Annotated in this window: 18 protein-coding genes and 1 pseudogene; 4 read left to right on the forward strand and 15 right to left on the reverse strand. The window is 71.7% G+C overall.

Annotated features, from left to right (window positions below):
• Positions 1–61: 61 nt before the first annotated feature.
• From ACIBF7_RS25395 to ACIBF7_RS25450, 12 genes and pseudogenes are all read right to left on the reverse strand, one after another.
• Positions 62–637 (reverse strand): annotated as a pseudogene (locus tag ACIBF7_RS25395) (GTP-binding protein).
• Positions 618–980 (reverse strand): DUF742 domain-containing protein, encoded by a 363-nt coding sequence (locus ACIBF7_RS25400; protein WP_148033819.1) that lies wholly within the window; start codon positions 978–980, stop codon positions 618–620. The pseudogene ACIBF7_RS25395 and the gene ACIBF7_RS25400 overlap by 20 nt, the downstream one beginning before the upstream one ends.
• A 27-nt stretch (positions 981–1,007) precedes the next feature.
• Complete coding sequence (locus tag ACIBF7_RS25405) at positions 1,008–1,430, reverse strand: roadblock/LC7 domain-containing protein (protein WP_148033820.1); 423 nt, start codon at positions 1,428–1,430, stop codon at positions 1,008–1,010.
• 22 nt (positions 1,431–1,452) lie between these two features.
• A complete protein-coding gene (locus ACIBF7_RS25410) occupies positions 1,453–4,305 on the reverse strand; it encodes a nitrate- and nitrite sensing domain-containing protein (protein WP_397198319.1) in 2,853 nt (950 codons plus the stop codon).
• A gap of 133 nt (positions 4,306–4,438) precedes the next feature.
• Entirely contained in the window at positions 4,439–6,664 is a 2,226-nt protein-coding gene (locus ACIBF7_RS25415) for a [protein-PII] uridylyltransferase (RefSeq protein ID WP_397198320.1), read from the reverse strand.
• A gap of 30 nt (positions 6,665–6,694) precedes the next feature.
• Positions 6,695–7,033 (reverse strand): P-II family nitrogen regulator, encoded by a 339-nt coding sequence (locus ACIBF7_RS25420; protein ID WP_148033823.1) that lies wholly within the window; start codon positions 7,031–7,033, stop codon positions 6,695–6,697.
• A complete protein-coding gene (locus tag ACIBF7_RS25425; protein ID WP_148033824.1) occupies positions 7,030–8,340 on the reverse strand; it encodes an ammonium transporter in 1,311 nt (436 codons plus the stop codon). Before ACIBF7_RS25425 ends, ACIBF7_RS25420 begins: the two co-directional genes overlap by 4 nt.
• A 176-nt stretch (positions 8,341–8,516) precedes the next feature.
• Positions 8,517–9,287 carry an MOSC domain-containing protein gene (locus ACIBF7_RS25430; protein ID WP_397198321.1) on the reverse strand — a complete coding sequence of 257 codons (771 nt, stop codon included), beginning with the start codon at positions 9,285–9,287 and terminating at the stop codon, positions 8,517–8,519.
• A gap of 80 nt (positions 9,288–9,367) precedes the next feature.
• Positions 9,368–10,309: an RNA polymerase sigma factor RpoD/SigA gene (locus ACIBF7_RS25435; protein ID WP_148033826.1), complete on the reverse strand. Its 942-nt coding sequence runs from the start codon at positions 10,307–10,309 to the stop codon at positions 9,368–9,370.
• A 103-nt stretch (positions 10,310–10,412) separates the two neighbouring features.
• Positions 10,413–11,561 (reverse strand): imidazolonepropionase, encoded by a 1,149-nt coding sequence (gene hutI, locus ACIBF7_RS25440; RefSeq protein ID WP_397198322.1) that lies wholly within the window; start codon positions 11,559–11,561, stop codon positions 10,413–10,415.
• The gene (locus tag ACIBF7_RS25445) at positions 11,558–12,880 is read right to left on the reverse strand and encodes a formimidoylglutamate deiminase (protein WP_397198323.1); all 1,323 of its coding nucleotides are present in this window, start codon (positions 12,878–12,880) and stop codon (positions 11,558–11,560) included. The genes hutI and ACIBF7_RS25445 overlap by 4 nt, the downstream gene beginning before the upstream one ends.
• 49 nt (positions 12,881–12,929) lie before the next feature.
• On the reverse strand, positions 12,930–14,486 hold the full coding sequence (locus ACIBF7_RS25450) for an allantoate amidohydrolase (RefSeq protein ID WP_397198324.1): 1,557 nt from the start codon (positions 14,484–14,486) through the stop codon (positions 12,930–12,932).
• 250 nt (positions 14,487–14,736) lie between these two features.
• Here ACIBF7_RS25450 and ACIBF7_RS25455 point away from each other — a divergent pair, with 250 nt between their 5' ends.
• Positions 14,737–16,335, forward strand: a complete 1,599-nt coding sequence (locus ACIBF7_RS25455) for a hypothetical protein (protein WP_397198325.1) — start codon at positions 14,737–14,739, stop codon at positions 16,333–16,335.
• Positions 16,336–16,358: 23 nt separating this feature from the next.
• On the opposite strand, the gene ACIBF7_RS25460 is transcribed toward ACIBF7_RS25455, so the two are convergent.
• A complete protein-coding gene (locus tag ACIBF7_RS25460) occupies positions 16,359–17,045 on the reverse strand; it encodes an SDR family oxidoreductase (RefSeq protein WP_364226493.1) in 687 nt (228 codons plus the stop codon).
• 55 nt (positions 17,046–17,100) lie between these two features.
• On the opposite strand from ACIBF7_RS25460, the gene ACIBF7_RS25465 reads away from it, so the two are divergent.
• From ACIBF7_RS25465 to ACIBF7_RS25475, 3 genes are read left to right on the forward strand one after another with little or no spacing between them, the layout of a single operon-like run.
• Positions 17,101–17,631 carry a PadR family transcriptional regulator gene (locus ACIBF7_RS25465; protein WP_148033831.1) on the forward strand — a complete coding sequence of 177 codons (531 nt, stop codon included), beginning with the start codon at positions 17,101–17,103 and terminating at the stop codon, positions 17,629–17,631.
• Between the two features lie 7 nt (positions 17,632–17,638).
• Positions 17,639–18,592 (forward strand): ATP-binding cassette domain-containing protein, encoded by a 954-nt coding sequence (locus ACIBF7_RS25470; protein ID WP_397198326.1) that lies wholly within the window; start codon positions 17,639–17,641, stop codon positions 18,590–18,592.
• Positions 18,589–19,338 (forward strand): ABC transporter permease, encoded by a 750-nt coding sequence (locus ACIBF7_RS25475; RefSeq protein ID WP_397198327.1) that lies wholly within the window; start codon positions 18,589–18,591, stop codon positions 19,336–19,338. Before ACIBF7_RS25470 ends, ACIBF7_RS25475 begins: the two co-directional genes overlap by 4 nt.
• Here ACIBF7_RS25475 and ACIBF7_RS25480 read toward each other — a convergent pair.
• Both ACIBF7_RS25480 and hutU read right to left on the reverse strand, forming a co-directional pair.
• Positions 19,318–20,151, reverse strand: coding sequence for a MurR/RpiR family transcriptional regulator (locus tag ACIBF7_RS25480; RefSeq protein ID WP_397198328.1), 834 nt, complete (start codon positions 20,149–20,151; stop codon positions 19,318–19,320). The two genes, ACIBF7_RS25475 and ACIBF7_RS25480, sit on opposite strands and share 21 nt — an antisense overlap.
• Before the next feature lie 48 nt (positions 20,152–20,199).
• Positions 20,200–21,849, reverse strand: a complete 1,650-nt coding sequence (hutU, locus tag ACIBF7_RS25485; RefSeq protein ID WP_397198329.1) for a urocanate hydratase — start codon at positions 21,847–21,849, stop codon at positions 20,200–20,202.
• Positions 21,850–21,887 lie beyond the last annotated feature (38 nt).

The following is a 21,887-nucleotide window of genomic DNA, read 5'->3' on the forward strand; positions in this document are numbered from 1 at the left end:
CAATTCCGGAGATATGCAGCGTAGTGTGGGCAAGCCTCATATTTCCGGTAATTCGCGTGACCTAAACCGGCGCCGCCCGGAGCCGGACCACGTGCTCCACCAGCGAGATCAGCGTCGACTTGACCGACTCGCGGTTGCGCGCGTCCGTACGGACGATGGGAACGTGCGGCGAGAGGGCCAGCGCCTCGCGCACCTCGGTGTCGGTGTGCGGGAACTGCCCGTCCCAGCCGTTGATGCCCACGATGAACGGCAGCTGGGCCTCTTCGAAGTAGTCGATGGCCGGGAAGCTGTCGGCCAGCCGCCGCGTGTCGAGCAGCACCACGGCCCCGATCGCGCCGCGCACCAGGTCGTCCCACATGAACCAGAACCGGTGCTATCCGGGCGTGCCGAACAGGTAGAGGATGAGGTCCCGGTCCAGGGACACCCGGCCGAAGTCCATGGCCACGGTCGTGGTCTGCTTGTTCGGCGTCATGGCGAGGTCGTCGATCCCGGCGGAGGCGTCGGTCATCACCGCCTCGGTGGTCAGCGGGAGGATCTCGGACACCGCCCCCACGAACGTCGTCTTGCCGACGCCGAACCCGCCCGCGACCACGATCTTCGTCGAGGTGAGGCCGGGGCTAGAGCCTGCGAAGTCCACTGAGCACCCTTTCGAGCATGTTGAGGTCTGGCTGTCCCTGTTCGAGGCGTGGCGCGTGGAGGCGGACGAGCCCTTCATCGGACATGTCCGCCACCAGCACGCGGGCCACGCCCAGCGGGACCCGGAGCAGGGCCGAGATCTCGGCGACCGACCGGAACGAGCGACAGAGTTGCATGATCGCATCCTGCTCAGGAGTGAGCATGGCCATCTCGTCGTCCGGTATGGACATCGACGAGATCAACGTCTCCATCGCCAGGTGGTAGCGCGGCTCTGAACGGCCACCGGTCACCGCGTAAGGACGGAACAGGGGCTCTTCGTCCCCGTGCCCGTCACTCCCGTACACGGCCCTGTCCCTCCATGTCCATTCACATCACCGCGTCCTAGCCGCTTGCAGCTCGGCGCGGAGCGCCGGCGTGAGCGCCTGGCCCGCGCGGTCGACGAGCAGCGTCATCTGGTACGCCACCAGCCCCATGTCGCAGTCCGGCCCGGCCAGCACGGTCAGGACCGAGCCGTCGCTGATGGCCATGACGATGAGCAGGCCGCGCTGCATCTCCACCACGGTCTGCGTGACGGCCCCGCCTTCGAACACCCGCGAGGCTCCCACGGTGAGGCTCAGCAGTCCGGCCGACACCGCGGCGAGCTGGTCGGCCCGGTCCGGCGGGAAGCCTTCGGAGGCGGCCAGGCACAGCCCGTCAGCGGATACGACGACCGCGTGCGCGACCCCTGGCGTGTTCCGCACGAAGTCGGTGATCAGCCAGTCGAACCGGTGCGCCTCGTGACTGAGGGTCGTCACTCGCCCTCCTCAGGACGCTCGCTCACTCTTGCTCCTCCTGTTCGCGTACTTCCGCACGACCCCGCCGCACTCCCTGCTGGAAGCTGGCCATCCTGTTGCGCATCCGCTCGGCCGACAGGGGCGGCCTGGGCGGCTGAGCCTCCTGCTGAGGCGCCGGGCGACCGGCCGATCCCGGCACGAGGTTCGCCTTCGGCTTGCGCTTGGGGAGCCCCGCGGAGGTGACGCCGCCCAGGCTCGGGTCGCTCGCGGCGGCCGCCGCCTGCCAACCGGCGTCGGCGGCGTTCCGCCACGCTTCCTCCCCAGAGGGTACGGGCTGTGCGGAACTGTCCTCACTCCCGCCTGCCTCCTGCGCCTGCTCCTCCGGCGGTCGGCGGAACCAGGCCGACTCCACCGCGGCGAAGATCGGCAGGTACTCCTCCCGCTCGGTCTCGATCGGCGAGACGTCCGTCGAGGGCGGCGGCTCGGGCCTGCGCACGTCGTTCGCCGCGTGGCGGGCCGTCGGCGGCGGACCCTCCGGACTCGGGACGTCCGGGTTCGGGAAGTCGGAGCGTCCGGGCTGCCTGCGCGGCAGCTCCTGGCTCGGGAACGAGGGGAAGGATCCGGGCCGCTCCTGGGCGGGCGGCTGGACGGGCGGGTACGAGCCGGGCGCGAACCCCTGCTGGCCGGGGGGCGCGCTCGGGTACGACGGGAACGTCCCCGAGTCGTAGGAGTGACGCGGCGCGTCGGTGTCGGCGCCGAACGGCCCCAGCGCGGGCCGGCCCGCTCCGGAGTCGTAGGAGTCGAGGCTCCCGTGCGAGCGGTAGCCGTTCTGCGCGGGCACCTGCGGCCGGTGCGGCACGGACGTGCTGCCCCCGCCGAACGCGGGCCGCTGCGGCAGCGGCTGCCTGGTGGCGTCCTGGATGAGCGCCGGCGGGATGAGCACCATCGCGATCAGCCCGATGCCCTCGCCCCTGCGCAGCTGCACCCGGATGCCGTGGCGCAGCGCCAGGCGGCCGACCACGAACAGGCCCATGCGCCGGGACACCGACACGTCCACGACCGGGGGCTCGGCCAGGCGGCGGTTGGCCTCGGCCAGCTCCTCCTCGGTCATGCTGATGCCGCTGTCGGTGACCGACAGCAGGGCGCCGCCGCCCTCGATGAGGCTGCTGGAGACGGTGACCTGGGAGTTGCTGGGCGAGAACTGCAGCGCGTTCTCCACCAGCTCGGCCACCAGGTGGACCAGGTCGTTGGCGACGCTGCCGAGCACCGAGGTGGCGCGGTGCACCTTGACCTGCACGCGCTCGTACCCCTCGACCTCCGACAGCGCGGCGCGCACCACGTCGACCAGCTTGGCCGGCTGGCTGCGCCGGCGGGTGGGCTCGTGGCCGGCGAGGACCAGCAGGTTCTCGGAGTTGCGGCGCATGCGGGTGGCCAGGTGGTCGAGCTTGAACAGGTCGGCCAGCCGGCCGCCGTCCTGCTCGCCCTTCTCCAGGCCGTCGATCAGCGAGATCTGCCGTTCGACCAGCGTCTGGGTGCGGCGCGAGAGGTTGACGAACATCGCGCTGATGTTGCCGCGCAGCTCGGCCTCCTCGCCCGCCAGCCGCACCGCCTGGCGGTGCACCTGGTCGAAGGCGCGGGCCACCTCGCCGATCTCGTCGTTGCCCGCGACGTCGATCGGGCGCACCTCGGGGGCGGCGGTCTCGCCGGAGACGCGCAGCTGGCGGACCACGTCCGGCAGGCGGAACCCGGCGATCTCCAGCGCTTCGGTGCGCAGGCGGCGCAGCGGCGTGACCATCGAGCGGGCGATGGCGACGGTGAGCAGCAGCACGATCAGCAGCAGCCCGACGATCAGCGTGCCGACGATGATCGCGTTGCGGACCTCGGAGTCGCGCAGCTCCTGCGACCGCAGCGCCACCTGCTCGCCCAGCGAGCTCTCGACCGAGACGAGCGCGGCGATGACCTTGGCGTTGTCCTCGAACCACTGGTCCGGCGGCGCCGTGTCGGGGTTCGTCGAGGCGAGCAGGTTGTCCCTGATCCGGACGCCGGGCGCGCGGCCGCTGGCCAGCGTGACGGCCCGGGACTTGGTCAGCTCACTGTTGTAGTACTCGGGGATGGTCAGCGCGCGCTGCAGCTCCATGCCGGTCACGGCGCCGGCCTCCTGCGTCACGACCTGGATCTGGTTGCGCTGGGCGGCGTTCGCCGCGATGAACCGCTCGACTTCCTTGGCGTCCACGCTCTCGGCGTTGTAGTAGCCGCGCAGGAGCTGGACGCGCTGGCGGGAGACCTGTTCCTTGGCCCTGGTCAGGGCGCTCAGGGCGCGGAACCGGCCGACGATCTCGGGGTCCTCGCTGAGCAGGCTCAGCTCGTCGTGCAGGCGGAGCAGGGTGTCGAGCACCGTGTCGTACCGGGTGGTGTCGCGCTGGCCCTCGGCCCTGGTCCTGGGCAGGTTGTCCAGGTCGATGTGGGCGCGGGCGACGACGTCGGTGACGCGGTCGCCGTAGGACTCGTCCATCGCGCCGAGGTCCGCCTTCACGGCCCTGACGAGCCGGTCGACCTCCGCCTTGCGCTCCTCGTACGGCTTCTCCAGCCGCTTGCGCTGGGTCCGGGCGGCGTTGTGCCAGCCGCCGGTGTCACGCTCCAGCCCGAGGGCCTGCACCAGATCGCGGATCCGCCCGGCCTGCTCGGCCGCGACGGCCGTGCGGTCGAAGGCGGCGACACTCTGGACGGACTCCACCACGCGCGCTCCCCCGAGCACGACGCCGGCGATGGTGGGAACCAGGACGAGTGCGGTCAACCGCCATCTCACTCGCCAGTTGCGCAGCGCGAGCCGAGGCAGTGCCCGCTTGGCGCGTTCACGCCTGGCGGCGAAGCCGCCGTCGGAGTTCCCCGTAGTCACTGCTCCCGCTACCCCTCAATCATCCCGATCCCATGCGGTCATCAGGCCGTCCACAAGGTATCCGCAGCATCTGACGTAACGCACAAACCGGACACAATCGTTACAAATGTGACCGCGTGTCGTGTGCTGTCGGTTATCGCAGTGCGGCAAGCACGGCGTCGCGGACCTGGTTGCGTTGAGTGCTGTCGCTGAGGGGGCGTCCAGCACGGTCGACCACGTAGAACACGTCCACCGCCTCCGCGCCGAGAGTCTCTACGCGAGCGGCTCTCACGTCAAGACCGCAGTCGCCGAAGGCGCGGCCGATACGCCACAGAAGTCCGGGCTTGTCATGTGCCCTGACCTCGACCACGGTGGCGGTGGCGGAGGCGTCGTCCACCAGCGTCACCTTGGGCGGCGCGACCGGCACCCGGGCCGGCCTCATCGACCGCGTACGGCGGGCCAGTCTTTGCTCGATGTCAAGACGCCCGGCAAGCACCAGGCGGAGATCGGCTTCCAGGGTCGCAGGATCCGGCGGCGAGCCGTACTCGGGGATGACGGAGAACTCGATCACGGCGGTGGCGCCGGCGGAGGCGGCCGAGGCGGAGCGCACCACGAGCCGGTGCGCGGCCAGCACCCCGGCGGCGCTCCACAGCAGGCCGGCCCGGTCGGGCGCGACCACCGTCACCGCGCCGCCGTTGACCCGCACCGCACCGCCGCCGTGGCGGGCCAGCGCGGCCTGCTCGGGCGAGAGCGAGGGCGCCTTGGGCGGCGGCGAGCCGGACAGCACCGAGCGCACCCTGCGTACGAGGTCGGCGACGAGGCCGGCCTTCCAGGCGTTCCACGCGGCCGGGCCGGTGGCGTTGCCGTCGGCGACGGCCAGCGCCGCCAGCAGTTCCAGCACCTCGCGGGAGCCCACGGTGGCGGCGACCTTCTCGATCGTGACCGGATCGTCCAGGTCGCGCCGGGTGGCGGTCTCGGGCAGCAGCAGATGGTGGCGGACCACCGTGGCCAGGACGTCGACGTCCCGGGGCGGCAGGCCGATGCGGACGCCGATGTCGCGCACCACGACCTCGCCGGTCGAGGAGTGGTCACCTGGCCAGCCCTTGCCGATGTCGTGCAGCAGCGCCGAGATCAGCAGCAGGTCGGGGCGTGAGACCTCACGGGTGTGACCGGCGGCGTTCGCGGCCGCCTCGATCAGGTGGCGGTCGACGGTGAAGCGGTGGATCGGGTTGCGCTGCGGACGGTGCCGCACCCGCTCCCAGTCAGGAAGGAGTCTGACAATGATCCCCGCCTGGTCCAGCTCCTCCCACACGGGCACGGCCGCGCGCCCCGCGCCGAGGATCGACACCAGCGCGTCCCGCGCCTCCTCCGGCCACGGCACCGGCATCGGCGCCGACTGAGCTGCGAGAACGGACACGGACGCGGGAGCCAGCGGCAGGCCGGACTCGGCCGCCGCGGCGGCGGCGCGCAGCACCAGCACCGGGTCCTTGCGGGGCGAGACGCCCCTGGCGAGCACCACCTCACCGCCGTGCTCGACCACCCCGTCGGCGAGCGGGCGGCGGCCACGGGGCGCCGGCCCTGACAGCAGCCTGTCAACCGAGCGCCAGGTCGCGTCGAACGCGTGGGAGATCGTCCGGCCCGCCTCTGCGAGCCTGCGCATGACCGCCTCGGCGTCGAGCAGGCCGAGGAGTCCGGCGACCGCGTCCTGCTCCTGCAGCACGAGCCTGTCGGTGCCGCGCGCGGTGACGACGTGGAGAGCGTGCCTGACGTCGAGGACGAACTCGTGGGCCTCACGCGCCCGGGGTCCGGGCGCGGAGGCCACCCAGGCCGCTGCCACGGCCTGCATCGCCTGGACGTCGCGGAGCCCGCCGCGGCCGTCCTTGAGGTCCGGTTCGAGGAGGAAGGCCAGCTCGCCGCTGGTCTGGGCCCGCTGGTCGGCCGCGTCGCGCAGCTCGCCCAGCCTGCGCCGGGAGTCGGCCCGCCACTCGGCGAGCACCGCCTCCCTGGCCCTCCTCGTCAGGTCCGGGTCACCTGCCACGTGCCGGGCCTGGATGAGGCCCAGCACGGCCTTGAGATCCTCGCGGGCCACCGCCACGGCCTCGTCCACGGTCCGGACGGAGTGGTCGAGGCCGATGGCGGAGTCCCAGACGGGATACCAGATGCGGTCGGCTATCCGGCCGACGTCCGATCGGCCGTTGTGGAGCAGGACGAGGTCCAGGTCGCTGCCCGGGGCAAGCTCGCCCCGCCCCAGGCTGCCGACCGCGACCAGGGAGACGTGCTCTCCGTCGCTCGCCGTGCGGAAGAGATCCTTGAGCCAGCGGTCGGTGTCGGCGGTCCGCTCCTTGCGGGCCGCGGCGTACGAGCGCGCCTCATCCCTCACTGTTCCCCCTGCTCCACCCAGGCGCCGTCGTCAGAGGGCCTCCGGCCCGCGCTCGCCCGTCCGCACCCGGATCACGGTGTCGACGGGGACCGACCACACCTTGCCGTCGCCGATCTTGCCGGTCTGCGCCGCCTTGACGATGACGTCGATGACGTCCTCGGCGTCGTCCTCCTCGGTCAGGACCTCCACGCGGACCTTCGGCACCAGGTCCACCTGGTACTCGGCGCCGCGGTAGACCTCGGTGTGGCCGCGCTGGCGGCCGTAGCCGCTCGCCTCGCTGACGGTCATGCCCTTGATGCCGAACTGCTCCAGGGCGGCCTTCACGTCATCGAGCTTGAACGGCTTGATGACGGCTGTGATGAGCCTCATGCTTCCACCTTCTTGGGAGCCGGGGTGACGGGGCCGTTGGGGGAGGTCACGCCCGAGGCGTGCACGGTGCCGAGGTCGTAACCGGTCTCGGCGTGGGTGGTGACGTCGATGCCGGTGACCTCGTCCTCGACCGGGATCCGGAAGCCCATCGTCTTGTGGATGACCGTGCCGATGACCCAGGTGACCACGAACGAGTAGAGACCGACCGCGACCGGGCCGAGCACCTGCAGGCCCAGCTGGCCGAGCCCGCCGCCGTAGAACAGGCCCAGGCCCTGCGCGTCGGTGGCCGGGTAGGCGGCCACGAAGCCCAGCGCGACCGCGCCGATCACGCCGCCGACCAGGTGCACGCCGACCACGTCGAGCGAGTCGTCGTAGTTGAGCTTGTACTTCAGGCCGACCGCGAAGGCACAGACGGCGCCGGCGACGAGGCCGATGAGCGCGGCAGCCCAGGGGTCGACGAATCCACAGGCCGGGGTGATGGCGACCAGGCCGCTGACCGCGCCGGAGGCGACGCCGAGACTGGTCGCGTGGCCGTCGCGGAGCTTCTCCACCACGATCCAGGCGCCAGCCGCGATGGCGGTGGCGAGCTGGGTGTTCATGAAGGCCAGACCGGCGATGCCGTCCACGATGAGCTCGGAGCCGGCGTTGAAGCCGAACCAGCCGAACCACAGCATGGCCGCGCCGAGCAGCACGAGCGTGAGGTTGTGCGGCCGCATCGGCTCCTTGCGCCAGCCCTGCCGCTTGCCGATGACCAGTGCCAGGGCGAGAGCCGCGGCGCCGGCGTTGATGTGCACGACGGTGCCGCCGGCGAAGTCCTCGATGCCCATCGAGTTGAGCCAGCCGCCGCCCCAGACCCAGTGGGCGACCGGGAAGTAGACGATCGTCGCCCAGACCGCCGCGAACAGCACCCAGGCGCCGAACTTCGCCCGGTCCGCGATCGCGCCGCTGATCAGCGCGACGGTGATGATGGCGAAGGTCAGCTGGAAGGCCGAGAAGACGAGGCTCGGCATGCCGGAGCCGTCGTCAGCCGTGGCCGTGTCGACGAGGCTCTGCAGACCGAGCGCGTCGAACCCGCCGACGAAGTTGTTGATCGCCGAGACGGGGTTCTCGGTGAAGGCGAGGGAGTGACCGTAGAACAGCCAGAGTACGGTGACGACGATGATCGCGGCGAACGACATCATCATCATGTTCAGGACGCTCTTGGCCCTGGTCATCCCGCCGTAGAACAGCGCGAGACCGGGGGTCATCAAGAGCACGAGCGCGGTGGCGGTGAGCATCCAGGCCGTGGTGCCGGTATCGATCTGCACGACGCGACCCTCCTTTGGTGTGACGTGATCGCCCCAGCGTGTTCGGCCCCCGTTTCGGGGCTCGACCTGGTGTGTTTCACGTTCGTGAATCTCGCCACACGGGTGTTTCGGGAGAGTTTCGGTCACCTCACGACCGGTATTCGGGAACTTTCCGGTCGCTTCCCGGCGTGTCGCGCTCAGCCCGCCGGGCGCAGCCGCACCGGGTCGCCGGTCGCGATGGCGCCGGGGCGCAGCACCCGCGCGTACACGCCCGCGCACGGCTCGGATCCCAGGCCGGGGATGTCGACGCGGTTGTGCCGGGCCACCGTGCGCAGCGCGTCGGGATCGCGCGGCGACTCGCCGTGCGCCAGCGTCGGCACCGCGCAGCGCGGCGTGGGGATGACGATCTGGAGGACCAGCTCGTCGCCGATCTCCAGCTCGCGGCCCACCCAGCCGTTCTCCACGAACCCGGGCTCGTCCGTCCCGATCACCAGGTTGGGCCGGTAGCGCACGGCCTCCACCGTCCCTCGCGGGCTGAGCTCGCCGATCGCGGCCAGCGTCGACGTGGTCATCAGGTGGACGGGCGCGAAGTCGAAGAACGTGCCCGGCGGGGCGATCCCGCCCACCTGGCTGACCGTGAACGCCACGTCGGCCTCGACGCCCTTGCCCAGCACCTCCTCAGGCACCGACCGTTCCAGCTCCGCGCCGGCCGGCGGCACGTCCACCACCCGGACCTCGCGGCCCAGCAGCTCCGACAGCTCCTCGTCCCCGGGGACCGCGCTGCCGTGCAGGGCCAGCAGGCCGCGCCAGAGCCGCGGGTTCTTGGCGCTGGCGATCTTTCCCGTCGCGACGTCGAGCACGGCCCTGACCCGGTCGCCGTCCAGCCCTCGCTCGGTCACCCGTACGCCGGAAACGTCCTCACCCAGCAGCGACTTCACCGGATAACGGCGGATTGTCTTCACGATCATGACCCGAGCCTACGGTCCTCCTGCGGCCGGACAAGCGGCGAGGCCGGCCCCGTCGGGGAACCGGCCTCGTGGAAGCCTTGTCAGGCGGCGGCGTCGGCCATGCGGCGCAGCCGCGCCAGCGCGTCGCGCTCGATCCGTCGGGCGCGGTCACGCCCGATGCCGTAACGCTCGCCCACCTCGGTGAGCGTGTGCTCGCGCCCGTCGACCAGCCCGTAACGCCAGCGCAACATGTCGCGCGTGTCGCCCTCCAGCCCGGTCAGCCACTCGTCGAGCCGCTCACGCTCCAGGATGTCGATCGCCTGCTGCTCGGGGTCGGCCCAGGTCTCGTCGGCGATCATGTCGCCCAGCTCGGTCTCGTCCTCGTCGCCCACGCCCAGCTGCAGCGACACCGGGTCGGACGCCCAGCGGCGCAGCTCCCGTACGCGCTCGACGGGCAGCTCCAGAATCTGCGCGAGGTCCTCGTCGGTCGGCTCGGCGTCGAACTCCGCCAGCATGTCGCGGCGCACCCGCATCAGCCGGGTCATCTGCTCCCCGGCGTGCGTGGGCAGCCGCACGGGCCTGGCCTGCTCGTGGATGGCCCGTCCCACCGACTGCCTGATCCACCACGTGGCGTAGGTGGAGAACTTGTATCCACGCTTGTAGTCGAACTTCTCGACCGCCCGCACCAGCCCGAGGTTGCCCTCCTGGACCAGGTCGATGAGGGGCATCCCGCGTCCCGAGTACTTGCGGGCCACGGCCACCACCAGGCGCAGGTTGGCCTGGATGAACTCGTCCTTCGCCCGCTGGCCCGAGACCGCGAGGCGCTCCAGCTCCTCGTCCGCCGTGTCACCGATCCGCGGCTCCGACCCCCCACTGTCGAGCAGCTGTTCGGCGAAAAGACCCGCCTCGATCCGTTTGGCGAGCTCCACCTCTTCCTCCGCGGTGAGCAGCGGGACCCTGCCGATCTCAGCCAGGTAGGTCCCCAGTAGATCTCGGTCCGCGACGTGCTGCTCCTGCGCGCGACTCCCCGTAGGCCTTGCCATCCCCAGGCACCTCGTTCCGCAGCTGCGTTCTATACCCGGCCAACGTCCGAACGGAAGCAAAGATTCCCAAAAGGACTACGACCACGGGAGGGTTCTGGATGTCCTACTCAAGAAGGAGACCGCCGCGGAACACCTGGTGAACGAGGGGAACGCCGGGCCGGTAGGCGAGGTGGACGTAGGAGGGAGCGTCGAGGACGACGAGGTCGGCGCGGCTGCCCGGCCGCAGCAAGCCTACGTCCGTCCTGGCGAGTGCGCGCGCCCCGCCCGCGGTGGCCGCCCTGATCGCCTCCAGCGGCGTCATCCGCATCTCCCGCACGGCGAGCGCCACGCAGAACGGCATCGACGAGGTGTACGAGGAGCCCGGGTTGCAGTCGGTGGCCAGCGCGACGCTCACCCCCGCGTCGATCAGCCTCCTGGCGTCGGGGTACGGGGAGCGGGTGGAGAACTCGGCCCCGGGCAGCAGCGTCGCGACCGTGCCCGACGAGGCGAGCGCGTCCACGTCGGCGCCGGTCAGGTGGGTGCAGTGGTCGGCCGACGCGGCGCCCAGCTCGCACGCGATCCGCACCCCTGGGCCCTCGCCGAGCTGGCCGGCGTGCACCCTGGCGCGCAGCCCCGCCTTGATGCCGGCGGTGAGGATCTCCCTGGTCTGGTCTCCGTCGAACGCGCCGCGCTCGCAGAACACGTCCACCCATCTCGCGTACGGCGCGCACGCCCGGAGCATGTCGCCGGTGACGAGCCGCACGTACGCGTCGGTATCGGCGCCGGCGGGCACCACGTGCGCGCCGAGGAACGTGGTCTCGTCGGTCAGCGTCGTGGCGATCTCCAGCGAGCGGCGCTCGTCCTCGACGGTCAGCCCGTAGCCGCTCTTGATCTCCACGGTGGTGGTGCCCTGCGCGTTCATCTCGGCCACCAGCGCGGCGGCGCGGACGGCCAGCTCGGCGTCGCTCGCGGCGCGGGTGGCGGCGACCGTGGTGCGGATGCCGCCGCCGGTGTACCTCTCGCCGGACATCCGGGCCTGGAACTCGGCCGTCCGGTCGCCCGCGAACACCAGGTGCGCGTGGCTGTCGACGAACCCGGGCACGACGCCCCGGCCCGCGACGTCCACCCGCACGTCGGCGTCGGGGGCCTGCCCGGCCTCGCCCGTCCAGGCGACCAGGCCGTCCTCGATCACCAGGGCGGCGCCCTCGATCTCCTCACGCTCCGGGTCGCCCGTGTAGAGCAGCCCGATCCCGTCGATCAGCGTCGTGGTCACCGCAACTCCTCCATCGCCTCGGCCAGCAGCGCGCCCACGTCGCCGAGCACGTGCCTGCCCTCGTCCACGATCCGGCGGCCGCCCGAGATCACCGTGCGCACGTCGGCCGCCGTCGCCGCGAACGCCACCGCCGCCAGCCCGGACGCGCCCGCCGTCCGTACCGTGTCCATCCGTACCGTCACCAGGTCGGCCCAGGCGCCCGGCACCAGCAGCCCCGCGTCCGGGAAGCCGAGCGAGGTGTGGCCCGCGGCGGTGGCGGCGCCCAGCAGCTCGGCGGCGGACCAGTGGCCGCGCCGCTCGGTGGCGAGCCGCGCGTTCAGCTCGACGGCGCGCGCCTCCTCGAACAGGTCGATCACCGCGTGGCTGTCGGAGCCGAGCGTCATCGGCGACCCGCGGTCGAACACCTCGCGCGCCGGCCCGATCCCGTCGGCCAGCTCCCGCTCGGTCGTCGGGCACATGCACAGATGGGTGCGCGAGCTGCCGAGCAGCTCGATGTCCGCCTCCGACAGATGGGTGGCGTGCACGGCCGTCGAGCGCGGGCCCAGCGCCCCGTGCTCGTGCAGCACCCGCACGGGCGAGGCCGCGTACGCCGCCTCGCACGCGGCGTTCTCGGCCCGCTGCTCGGAGACGTGCGCGTGCAGCGGCGCGGCGTGCCGGTGGGAGAACTCCACCACCACCGGCATCTGCTCGGGCGGCACGGCGCGCACCGAGTGGATCGCCGCGCCGATCCGCACGCCCGGCACTCCCCCGTACGCGGCGGCCAGCTCCTCCGCCCGCGCCGCCCACCCGCCGGCGTCGCCGTCGCCGAACCGCAGCTGCGTGCCCGCCAGCGCGACGCCGGGACCGCCGGACACGTAGCAGGCGTCGATCAAGGCGATGCGCAGCCCCGCCTCGCGGGCCGCCGTGATCAGCGCGTGCCCCATCGCGTTGCGGTCCTCGTACGGGGTCCCGCCGGGGCCATGGTGCAGGTAGTGGAACTCGCCCACGCAGGTGACCCCGGCCAGCGCCATCTCGGCGTACACCGCCCGCGCCAGCCTCAGGTAGGCGTCGGGATCGAGCCGGTCGGCGACCTCGTACATACGGTCACGCCAGGTCCAGAAGTCGCCCCGGCCCTTCTGCGTGGCGGCGCGCAACGCCCGGTGGAAGGCGTGGGAGTGCGCGTTGGCCAGCCCGGGAATCGTCAGCCCCGCCAGGCGCCGCGCCCCGCCGGGCTCGCCCCTGGTGACACCGGCGATCCTCGCCCCCTCGACCTCCACCAGCACGCCGTCGGCCACGCCTTCGGGCAGCCACGCCTGCTCACACCAGTAGATCAGCGACACAGCTCCTCCGCCACGTCATCAGCCGGACCATCCGGGGACCACCGGTGATTCAGCGGCACAACTCCTCCAGCACGTCGGCGAGCGCGATCACACCCGCCCGGCAGTCTGCCTCCTCGGCATGCTCTTCCGGCGAGTGGGACACGCCGGTGGGGTTCCGTACGAACAGCATCGCCGCCGGCACCCCCGCGGCGGCGAGGATCCCGGCATCATGCCCGGCCCCGGTCGCCAGCACCGGCACCTCCCCCGCCGCCCTCGCGACCCGCTCCCGCAACCCCCGCTCGAACTCCACAAGCGGCGTCCACGACTCCTCCCGCACCTCCACCACACGCCCACCGGAAGAACTCCCACCCCGCCCGGGAGACCCCTCACCCCCTCCAGAGAGGTTCGCGCCCCCTCCGGCAGAGACTTCGCCCGCTCCAGAGAGGTTCGCACCCTCTCCGGTAGAGACTTCGCCCCCTCCAGGGAAACTCGCGCTCGCGCGAGGACTCGCGCTCCCCCCGCGAAAACCCCCGTTTCCTGAGGGGTCGGCACCTCCCGAAAGGCCCCCTCCCCCTTCGGGGAAAGTCATGTTCGCGCGAGAACTCGCGCTCCCCTCGGAAAAACCCCCGCTTCCTGAGGGGTTCACGCCCCGTCCGGGACGGATCTCTCCCTCTCCGGCAATCTCTCCCCAGGGACCCTCGATTCTTCCCCCGGAGCTGGTACCGGTTGGGGTGTCGTCGGTGAGCTGGTCGTACAGGTCTCGGACGAGGGCGCGGACGCTCTCCTCGGTGGGCCCGCGGGCGTCGAGCCAGGCGGCGACGTGGCCCGGGATGGCGTTGGCGTTGTTGGGGGTGACCAGGACCTTGCCGACGGTGGCCAGCGCCTCGTGACGGGCGGCGGCCGAGCGGGCGGACAGCACCAGGCGGGCCAGCAGGAGCATCGGGTCGTCCCGGTCCGTCAGCCGGGTGGTGCCCGCGTGGTCGGCCCGCCCGCGAAGGTCGAACCGCCACCGCCCGTGCGGCCAGATCGAGAGCCCCGCCCCGACGGGCCGGTCCAGCGCCGCCAGCGCCCTGCCCTGCTCGACGTGGAGCTCGACGAACGCCCCCACGGTGGCCAGCGTCTCCGGGTCGGGCCCGAGCCCGCGCGGGTCGCGTCCCGCCCTGATGAGCACGTCGGCCAGGGTGTCGCCGCGGTCGTCGGTCAGCCCGAGCGCCCGCTCCGGCGCCAGCACCCCGGTGAGCAGCCGCGACCCCACGCACGGCACACCGAACCTGGCGCCCTCCTCGTCGGTGAAACACGCGACCCCGATCGGCCGCCCCGGCCGGAACCCCCGTTCGCGCAGCAGGTCGAGCGCGGCGAAGGCGGACACCACACCGAGCGGCCCGTCGTACGCCCCGCCCTGGCGGACGGAGTCAAGGTGGCTCCCGGCGACCACGCCCGGCTCCCCGGACGGGTCGCCCCACCAGGCCCACAGGTTGCCGTTGCGGTCCTCGTTCAGATCCAGCCCCCTGCGCGCCGACTCGCCGGCGAACCAGCCGCGCAGTTCGAGATCCGCGTCGGACCAGGCGTCCCGGACATAGCCGCCGGTGGCGGGGTCGCGCCCCACGTGCGCGAGTGCGTCGAGCATGAACACACTCTAGTGAATGGATCCATTCAGCCTCGCCATCCCGGGCTGTTCGTCCAGCCGGATCAGACGAATCAGAACGGCGAAGCCGTCGTCGGCTCCCGGCCAGCGGCGACGAACCACGGCAAGCCGACCACGATCCGTCATCCTCGCTCGCCTACGGCGCGTTTCCTCGGCGATCGCGCTGAACGGGCGGACCGCCGCACTTGAACCTTCTCCGGACGCAGCGCAGGAGTGATGACAGTATGTGGCCATGCGCCCACCCAGAGCGAAAACCTTCAACACCGCAGGTCCGTGTGACCCCCAGCTCCACTACATGGTGCCGCCGACTCCGCGGCTCCCCCAGGCGCGGGCGCTGATCGACATGGACCGGTACTTCGTGGTCCACGCGCCTCGGCAGACCGGCAAGACGACGGGTCTGCGCACCCTGGCGTCCGAGTTGACGGCCGAAGGCGACATCGCGGCCCTGGCGTTCTCCTGCGAGCGCGCCAAGGTGGCCGGTGACGACGTCGGCTGGGGAGAGTCGATCCTGCTGCAATCCATCCGTGAGGCCGCCGAGCGGTCGGGCTGGCCGAAGAAACTGCTCCCGCCGGACCCTTGGCCGGAGGCCACGCCGGGCACCCTATTCGGTACGGGCCTGAGCGAGTGGTGCCGCCGCAGTCCGCGCCGGGTGGTGCTGTTCTTCGACGAGATCGACGCGCTGCAGGGCAACAGCCTGGTCAGCTTCCTCTGCCAGCTCAGGGACGGTCACAACGCCCGCCCGGACGGGCACCCGTTCCCCTCTTCTGTGATCCTGTGCGGGCTGCGCGACGTGCGTGACTACAAGACCGCCGTGGGCGCAGACCCGGGCCGGTGCAATCCCACCAGCCCGTTCAACATCGTCACCAAGTCGCTGCGCCTGGGCGACTTCACCGCCGGCCAGATCGGTGAGCTGTACGGCCAGCACACCGAGGCGACCGGTCAGGAGTTCACCAAGGACGCGGTGGACCGGGTCTTCGAGCTGACGCAGGGTCAGCCGTGGCTGGTGAATGCCGTGGCCCACGAGATCATCTTCGAGATGGGGGTGACCGGCGCCGTCACCGCCGGGCAGGTGGACGAGGCCAAGGAGCGGTTGATCAGGGCGCGCGCCGTCCACCTGGACTCCCTGGCCGCGCGGTTGCACGAGCCTCGGGTCATGCGGGTGATCGAGCCGATCGTGGCCGGCACGATGCCGAGTATGGACGACAGCATCGACGACGATGTCTCCTACGTCCACGACCTGGGCCTCATCCGCGGGACCATGGATCTGGAGATCGCCAACCCCATCTATCGCGAGGTCCTGCTCCGGGTGCTGGGCAACCGCACGGCACGGCTGGTCAGGGCCGATCCGCGTAGCTTCGTGCTGCCGGACGGCCGGTTCGACCTGGAGCGGCTGCTGCGGGAGTTCGTCGTGTTCTGGCGCGAGCACGGCGAGGTGCTCATCCAGCAGGAGGGCTACCACGAGGCCGCCTGCCAGATCATTCTCATGGCCTTCCTGCACCGGCTCGTGAACGGCGGCGGCTATCTCGACCGGGAGTACGCCGCGGGCATCAAACGCCTGGACGTGCTGGTCCGCTGGCCCTACACCGGGCCTGACGGGGAGCGCCTGGTGCAGCGCGAGGCCATGGAGCTGAAGGTCTGGCGGGCCGGCAAGGACGACCCGCTGCCCGACGGTCTCGTACAGCTCGACGGGTACCTCGACCGGCTCAGCCTCACCACCGGCGTGCTCGTGATCTTCGACAGGCGCCCGGAAGCCCCGGCGTGGAAGGAGCGGGGGAGTTTCACGCAGGCGACCACGCCGTCCGGTCGCCAGGTCACCGTTCTCCGTGGATAGCGCGGGAAGGGCCTGGAGGGGGGTCAGGTGACCGGGCCCCCGCTCGGCCGGATGGTCAGCTCGGTGAGGTGCGCGTCCGGCCCGGCGGTGACCGCCGCCAGCACCGCACGGGCCACGGTGTCCGCGGCGAGGTAACGGTCGGGCTGGTAGTCGCCGCCCTCCTGCTCGCGCACGCTCCGCTGCATGTCGGTGTCGATCCGGCCCGGGTAGACCGTGGTCACCCGCAGCTCCGGCTCCTCCTGCCGGAGCGCGTCGGCGAACGCCCGCAGCGCGAACTTGCTGGCCGCGTACGCCCCCCAGCCCGGGTTGGCCCGCTGGCCGGCCCCGGAGTTGACGCACACCACGTGGCCGCCGGCCCGTCGCAGCGCGGGCAGCAGCAGCCGGGTCAGCTCGGCCACCGCGAACAGGTTGAGCTCCATGGTGTCGCGCCACACCGAGGCGGGCAGCTCGCCGATCCGGCCCAGCCGGGTGACGCCCGCGCTGTGCACGAGCACGTCGAGCCGGTCGACGTCCGCCACGTCCGCCTCGGTGACCTGGGTCAGCTCCACCGGCCACGCCCGTGCGCCGGGCAACCCGGCCGCGACCTCGTCCAGCGCCTCGGTGTCGCGCCCGCCGAGCAGGACATCGTGGGTCGGGGCGAGAGCGCGCGCGACGGCCGCGCCCACGCCGCGGGAGGCGCCCGTGATCAGGGCCCTGGGTCGTTCACTCATGGACAGCAGCTTTTCACGGTTGACAGTCATTCAAATTTGAGTACAAACTTGAACCGTGTCCACAACTCGCATTCTGATCCTCGGCACCCTCCTCGACGGCCCGCGCAACGGCTACCAGGTCCGCCGCCACCTGGAGACCTGGGGCGCCGACAGCTGGGCCAGCGTGAAGTTCGGCTCCATCTACCACGGGCTCGGCAAGATGGCCGACGAAGGGCTGCTGGAGGTCGTCGAGTCCGGCAAGGGCGGCGCCACCGTCTACGCCATGACCGACGACGGCCGGTTCGAGTTCCACCGCCTGCTCCTGACGGTCTGGCACGAGCTGATGCCGATCGTCGACCCGTTCCAGGTGGCGCTCACGTTCATGAACCATCTCGACAAGGAGACCCTGATGAGCGCGCTCCGCAGCCGGAGCGAGCTCCTGGAGCTGACGATCGCCGGCGCCGACCGGTCGTACGGCACCAAACAGCGCTTCGGCGCCCCCCGCCACATCGACGAGACGCTCAGGCTCAACACGGCCATGCTGCGGGCGCAGCTCGACTGGTGCCGGCAGGCGCTGGACAAGGTCGAGAGCGACGAGCTTCCTTAGGAGAAGCATGATCATTGACGCGAAAGGGTTGAAGAAGACCTTCACCTCGCGCGGCCGCAAGGGCGCGCGGACCGTCGAGGCCGTACGCGGCGTCGACCTGGAGGTCGAGACCGGCCAGATCTACGGCGTGCTCGGCCCCAACGGCGCGGGCAAGACGACCACGATCCGGATGCTCGCAACCCTCATCAGGCCCGACGCGGGCACCGCCGCGATCGCCGGCCACGACCTGCTGAAGGAGCCCGCCGAGATCCGCCGCGCCCTCGGCTACGTCAGCCAGACCGGCGGGGTCGAGGAGCAGAACTCGCCGCGCAGGCAGGTGATGTTCGCGGCCAGGCTGTACGGGGTCGCGGACGCCGCGGCGGCGACCGACCGGGTGCTGAAGAGGTTCGACCTGGCCGACATCGCCGACCGGCCGGGCCGCACCCTGTCCGGCGGGCAGAAGCGCCGGGTGTCCATCGCGCTCGGTCTGGTCCACACGCCCCCGCTGCTGTTCCTCGACGAGCCGACCACCGGCCTCGACCCGCAGAACCGCGCCAACCTGTGGGACCGCATCAGGGAGCTGCGCGAGCAGGGCACCACCGTCCTGCTCAGCACCCACTATCTGGAGGAGGCCGACGCGCTCTGCGACCGCCTGGCGATCGTCGACCACGGCGTGGTCGTCGCCGAGGGCACCCCCGCCGAGCTCAAGCGCGAGGTCTCCGGCGACGTGGTGACGCTCCGCCTCGACGAGCCGGAGCGGGCCGCCGCCGTGCTCGGCCCGCTCGCCAGGGAGGCCAGGGTGGACGACCAGGTGCTGCGCGTCTACGTCGACGACGGCGAGCACACGCTGCCCAAGCTGCTGAGCGAGCTGCAGGAGCAGCGGCTCGCCCTCACGTCCATCTCGCTCGACAGGGCCACGCTCGACGACGTCTTCCTGGCCAAGACGGGCCGATCCCTTCGTGACACGGGAGCCGAAGCATGATCAGGGACACCGGCCTCTTCCTGGGCCACGAGCTGCGCAACACCTTCCGCAACCCGATCTGGCCGCTGTTCGGCATCATGCAGCCGGTCATGTACCTGCTGCTGTTCGCGCCGCTCTTCGCCGGCATGGCGTACGGCGGCGACCTCGGTCAGGCGCTGACCATGTTCGCGCCCGGCATGCTCGTCATCACCGCCCTGTTCGGCACCATGGGCGTCGCGTACGGGACCATCTACGAGATGCGCAGCGGCGTGCTGGAACGCATCGCGGTCACCCCGACCTGGCGGCCCTCGATCGTGCTCGGCCGCATGCTGCGGGATGTGGCCGTGCTGGTGGTGCAGTCGTTCATGGTCATCCTCATCGCGCTGCTCATGGGGCTGCGGATCGGCCCGGCCGGGCTGGTGCTCACGCTGCTCCTGCTGGCCGTCACGGGGCTGTTCTCCTCGGGCGTGGCGTACGGGCTGGCGCTGAGCCTGGGCGACGAGAACGCGATGGGGCAGATCATGCAGTTCTTCGCGCTGCCGCTGATGCTGCTGTCGGGAGCGCTGCTGCCGATGGCGCTCGGGCCCGACTGGCTGGAGCGGGTCGCCTGGTTCACGCCCTTCTACCACCCGGTCGAGGCAGGGCGGGCGCTGTTCGCGGGCAACCTGACCGACGCGTCGATCCCGCTCGCGTTCGCCATCATGCTGGGCCTGGCGGCGCTGACCGTGACCTGGTCCGTGCGGTCCCTAAGGAAGATCACCGGTTAGGAACGTGCCGGTCTCGTCCGTCATCCGCTCGTACTCCTCCAGCCGCGCCTGGGTGCGCAGGGGCGCCGCGTCGGCCATGGCCTCCACCAGGGCCATGGCCAGGGCCAGCGGCGCCGCGTGGGAGTCGAACACCAGCCGGTCGCCCACCGGCGCGTCGAGCACCACCTCGGCGGGGAAGCCGGGCCGGTCGCAGATGGCGGCCACCCTGTAGCCGAGCTTGCCCGCGTACTCCAGCGCGTTCATCACCTCGACCGGATAGCGCGGGAGCACCACGGCGACCAGCCACTCCGCGCCGGCGCGGCGGGCGGAGTGCAGGCCGTCGATGAGCTCCGACCCGCCGTGCGTGAGCAGCCGCACGTCGGGGTGGATGCGGCGGGTGTAGTACGCGAACGTGGTCGCGAGCCCGGCCGACACCCGCAGCCCCAGCACGGGGAGCGGCTCGGCGACGGCCAGGGACGCGCCCAGCTCCTTCAGCGGCAGCGACGGCAGCCGGTCGCGGACCGCGGTCAGGTTCCTGATCTCGCGGTCGATGGCTCCTTTGATCAGGCTCTCCTGCTGGCCCTCCGGCGGCCCGCCCAGCACCAGGGGGCGCAGCGCCTGCCGCAGCTCCGGGTATCCGGCGAAGCCGAGCACCATGGCGAACCTGGTCACGGACGGCTGGCTCACGCCCGCCCGGTCGGCCAGCTCCACGCTCGACAGGAAGATGGCCTCCTCCAGGTGCTCCGACAGGTAGTGAGCGATCCTCCTCTGCACCGGCGAGAGCCTGTGGCCGTCGAGAAGCCGGTCCAGCCCGCTGTGATATGCGCCAGTCACTCCTGCTCCAACACCGTGCGCACGGCATTCTCATCCCACATGGATCACTCAGGACTCACGCATCGGGACGCGGACCCCGCGTGCGGCCGCCACCGCGGCCGCCTCCTCGTAGCCCGCGTCGACGTGGCGCATGACGCCGGTGCCCGGGTCGTTGGTGAGCACCCGGTCGAGCTTCTCCCCGGCCAGCGCGGTGCCGTCGGCGACCGTCACCTGGCCGGCGTGGATGGAGCGGCCGATGCCGACGCCGCCGCCGTGGTGGATGGACACCCAGGCCGCCCCCGAGGCCGTGTTGAGCATGGCGTTGAGCAGCGGCCAGTCGGCGATCGCGTCGGAGCCGTCGGCCATCGCCTCGGTCTCGCGGTAGGGGGAGGCGACGGATCCGCTGTCGAGGTGGTCGCGGCCGATCACGACGGGCGCCCGCAGATCTCCGGAGGCGACCATGTCGTTGAACCGCTCCCCCGCCACGTTGCGCTCGCCGTAGCCCAGCCAGCAGATCCGCGCGGGCAGGCCCTGGAAGTGGACCTTCTCGCCGGCCTGGCGGATCCAGCGGGCGAGCGGCTCGTTGTCGGGGAACAGCTCCAGGATCGCCTGGTCGGTGGCGGCGATGTCGGCGGGGTCGCCGCTGAGCGCCGCCCACCGGAACGGCCCCTTGCCCTCGCAGAACAACGGCCTGATGTACGCGGGCACGAACCCGGGGAAGTCGAAGGCCCGCGCGTATCCGGCCAGCCGCGCCTCGCCCCTGATGGAGTTGCCGTAGTCGAACACCTCGGCCCCCGCGTCCTGGAAGCCGACCATGGCCTCGACGTGCGCGGCCATGGACTGGCGGGCGCGCTCGGTGAAGCCCGCCGGGTCCTTGTCGCGTTCGGCGGCCATGTCGTCGAACGCGACGCCGAGCGGCAGGTACATGAGCGGGTCGTGGGCGGAGGTCTGGTCGGTGACGATGTCGATCTCGGCGCCGCGGGCGAGCAGCGCGGGCACGGCCTCGGCGGCGTTGGCCACCACGCCGATCGACAGCGGCCGCCGCGCGTCGCGCGCCTCGTACGCCAGCCGCAGCGCCTCGTCCAGCGACTCCGCCCGCACGTCGAGGTAGCGGTGCTCGATGCGGCGGGTGACGGAGCGGGGGTCGCAGTCGAGGCAGATGGCCACGCCGCCGTTCATGGTGACGGCGAGCGGCTGCGCGCCGCCCATGCCGCCGAGCCCGGCGGTGAGCGTGACGGTGCCGGCCAGCGAACCGCCGAACCGCTTGGCCGCCACCGCCGCGAACGTCTCGTACGTGCCCTGCAGGATGCCCTGGGTGCCGATGTAGATCCAGGAGCCCGCGGTCATCTGCCCGTACATGGTGAGCCCGGCGGCTTCGAGCCGCCGGAACTCCTCCCAGGTGGCCCAGCCGGGCACCAGGTTGGAGTTCGCGATCAGCACCCTGGGCGCCCACTCGTGGGTGCGGAAGACGCCGACGGGCCGCCCCGACTGCACCAGCAGCGTCTCGTCGCCCTCCAGCGTGGTGAGCGTCCTGACCAGCGCGTCGTAGGAGGCCCAGTCACGGGCCGCGCGGCCCGAGCCGCCGTAGACGACGAGCTGCTCGGGATGCTCGGCCACCTCCGGGTCCAGGTTGTTGCGGAGCATGCGGAGCGCGGCCTCCTGCGGCCACCCCTTGGCGGTGAGCGTGGTGCCTCGCGGCGCGCGCACGGTGCGGCTCATGGCGACCTCCTGAATGAACACATTCATCAACGTCACCC

Origin of the sequence: Nonomuraea sp. NPDC050478 (assembly GCF_044458265.1) — a bacterium.
GTDB classification, from domain to species: Bacteria; Actinomycetota; Actinomycetes; order Streptosporangiales; family Streptosporangiaceae; genus Nonomuraea; species Nonomuraea ferruginea.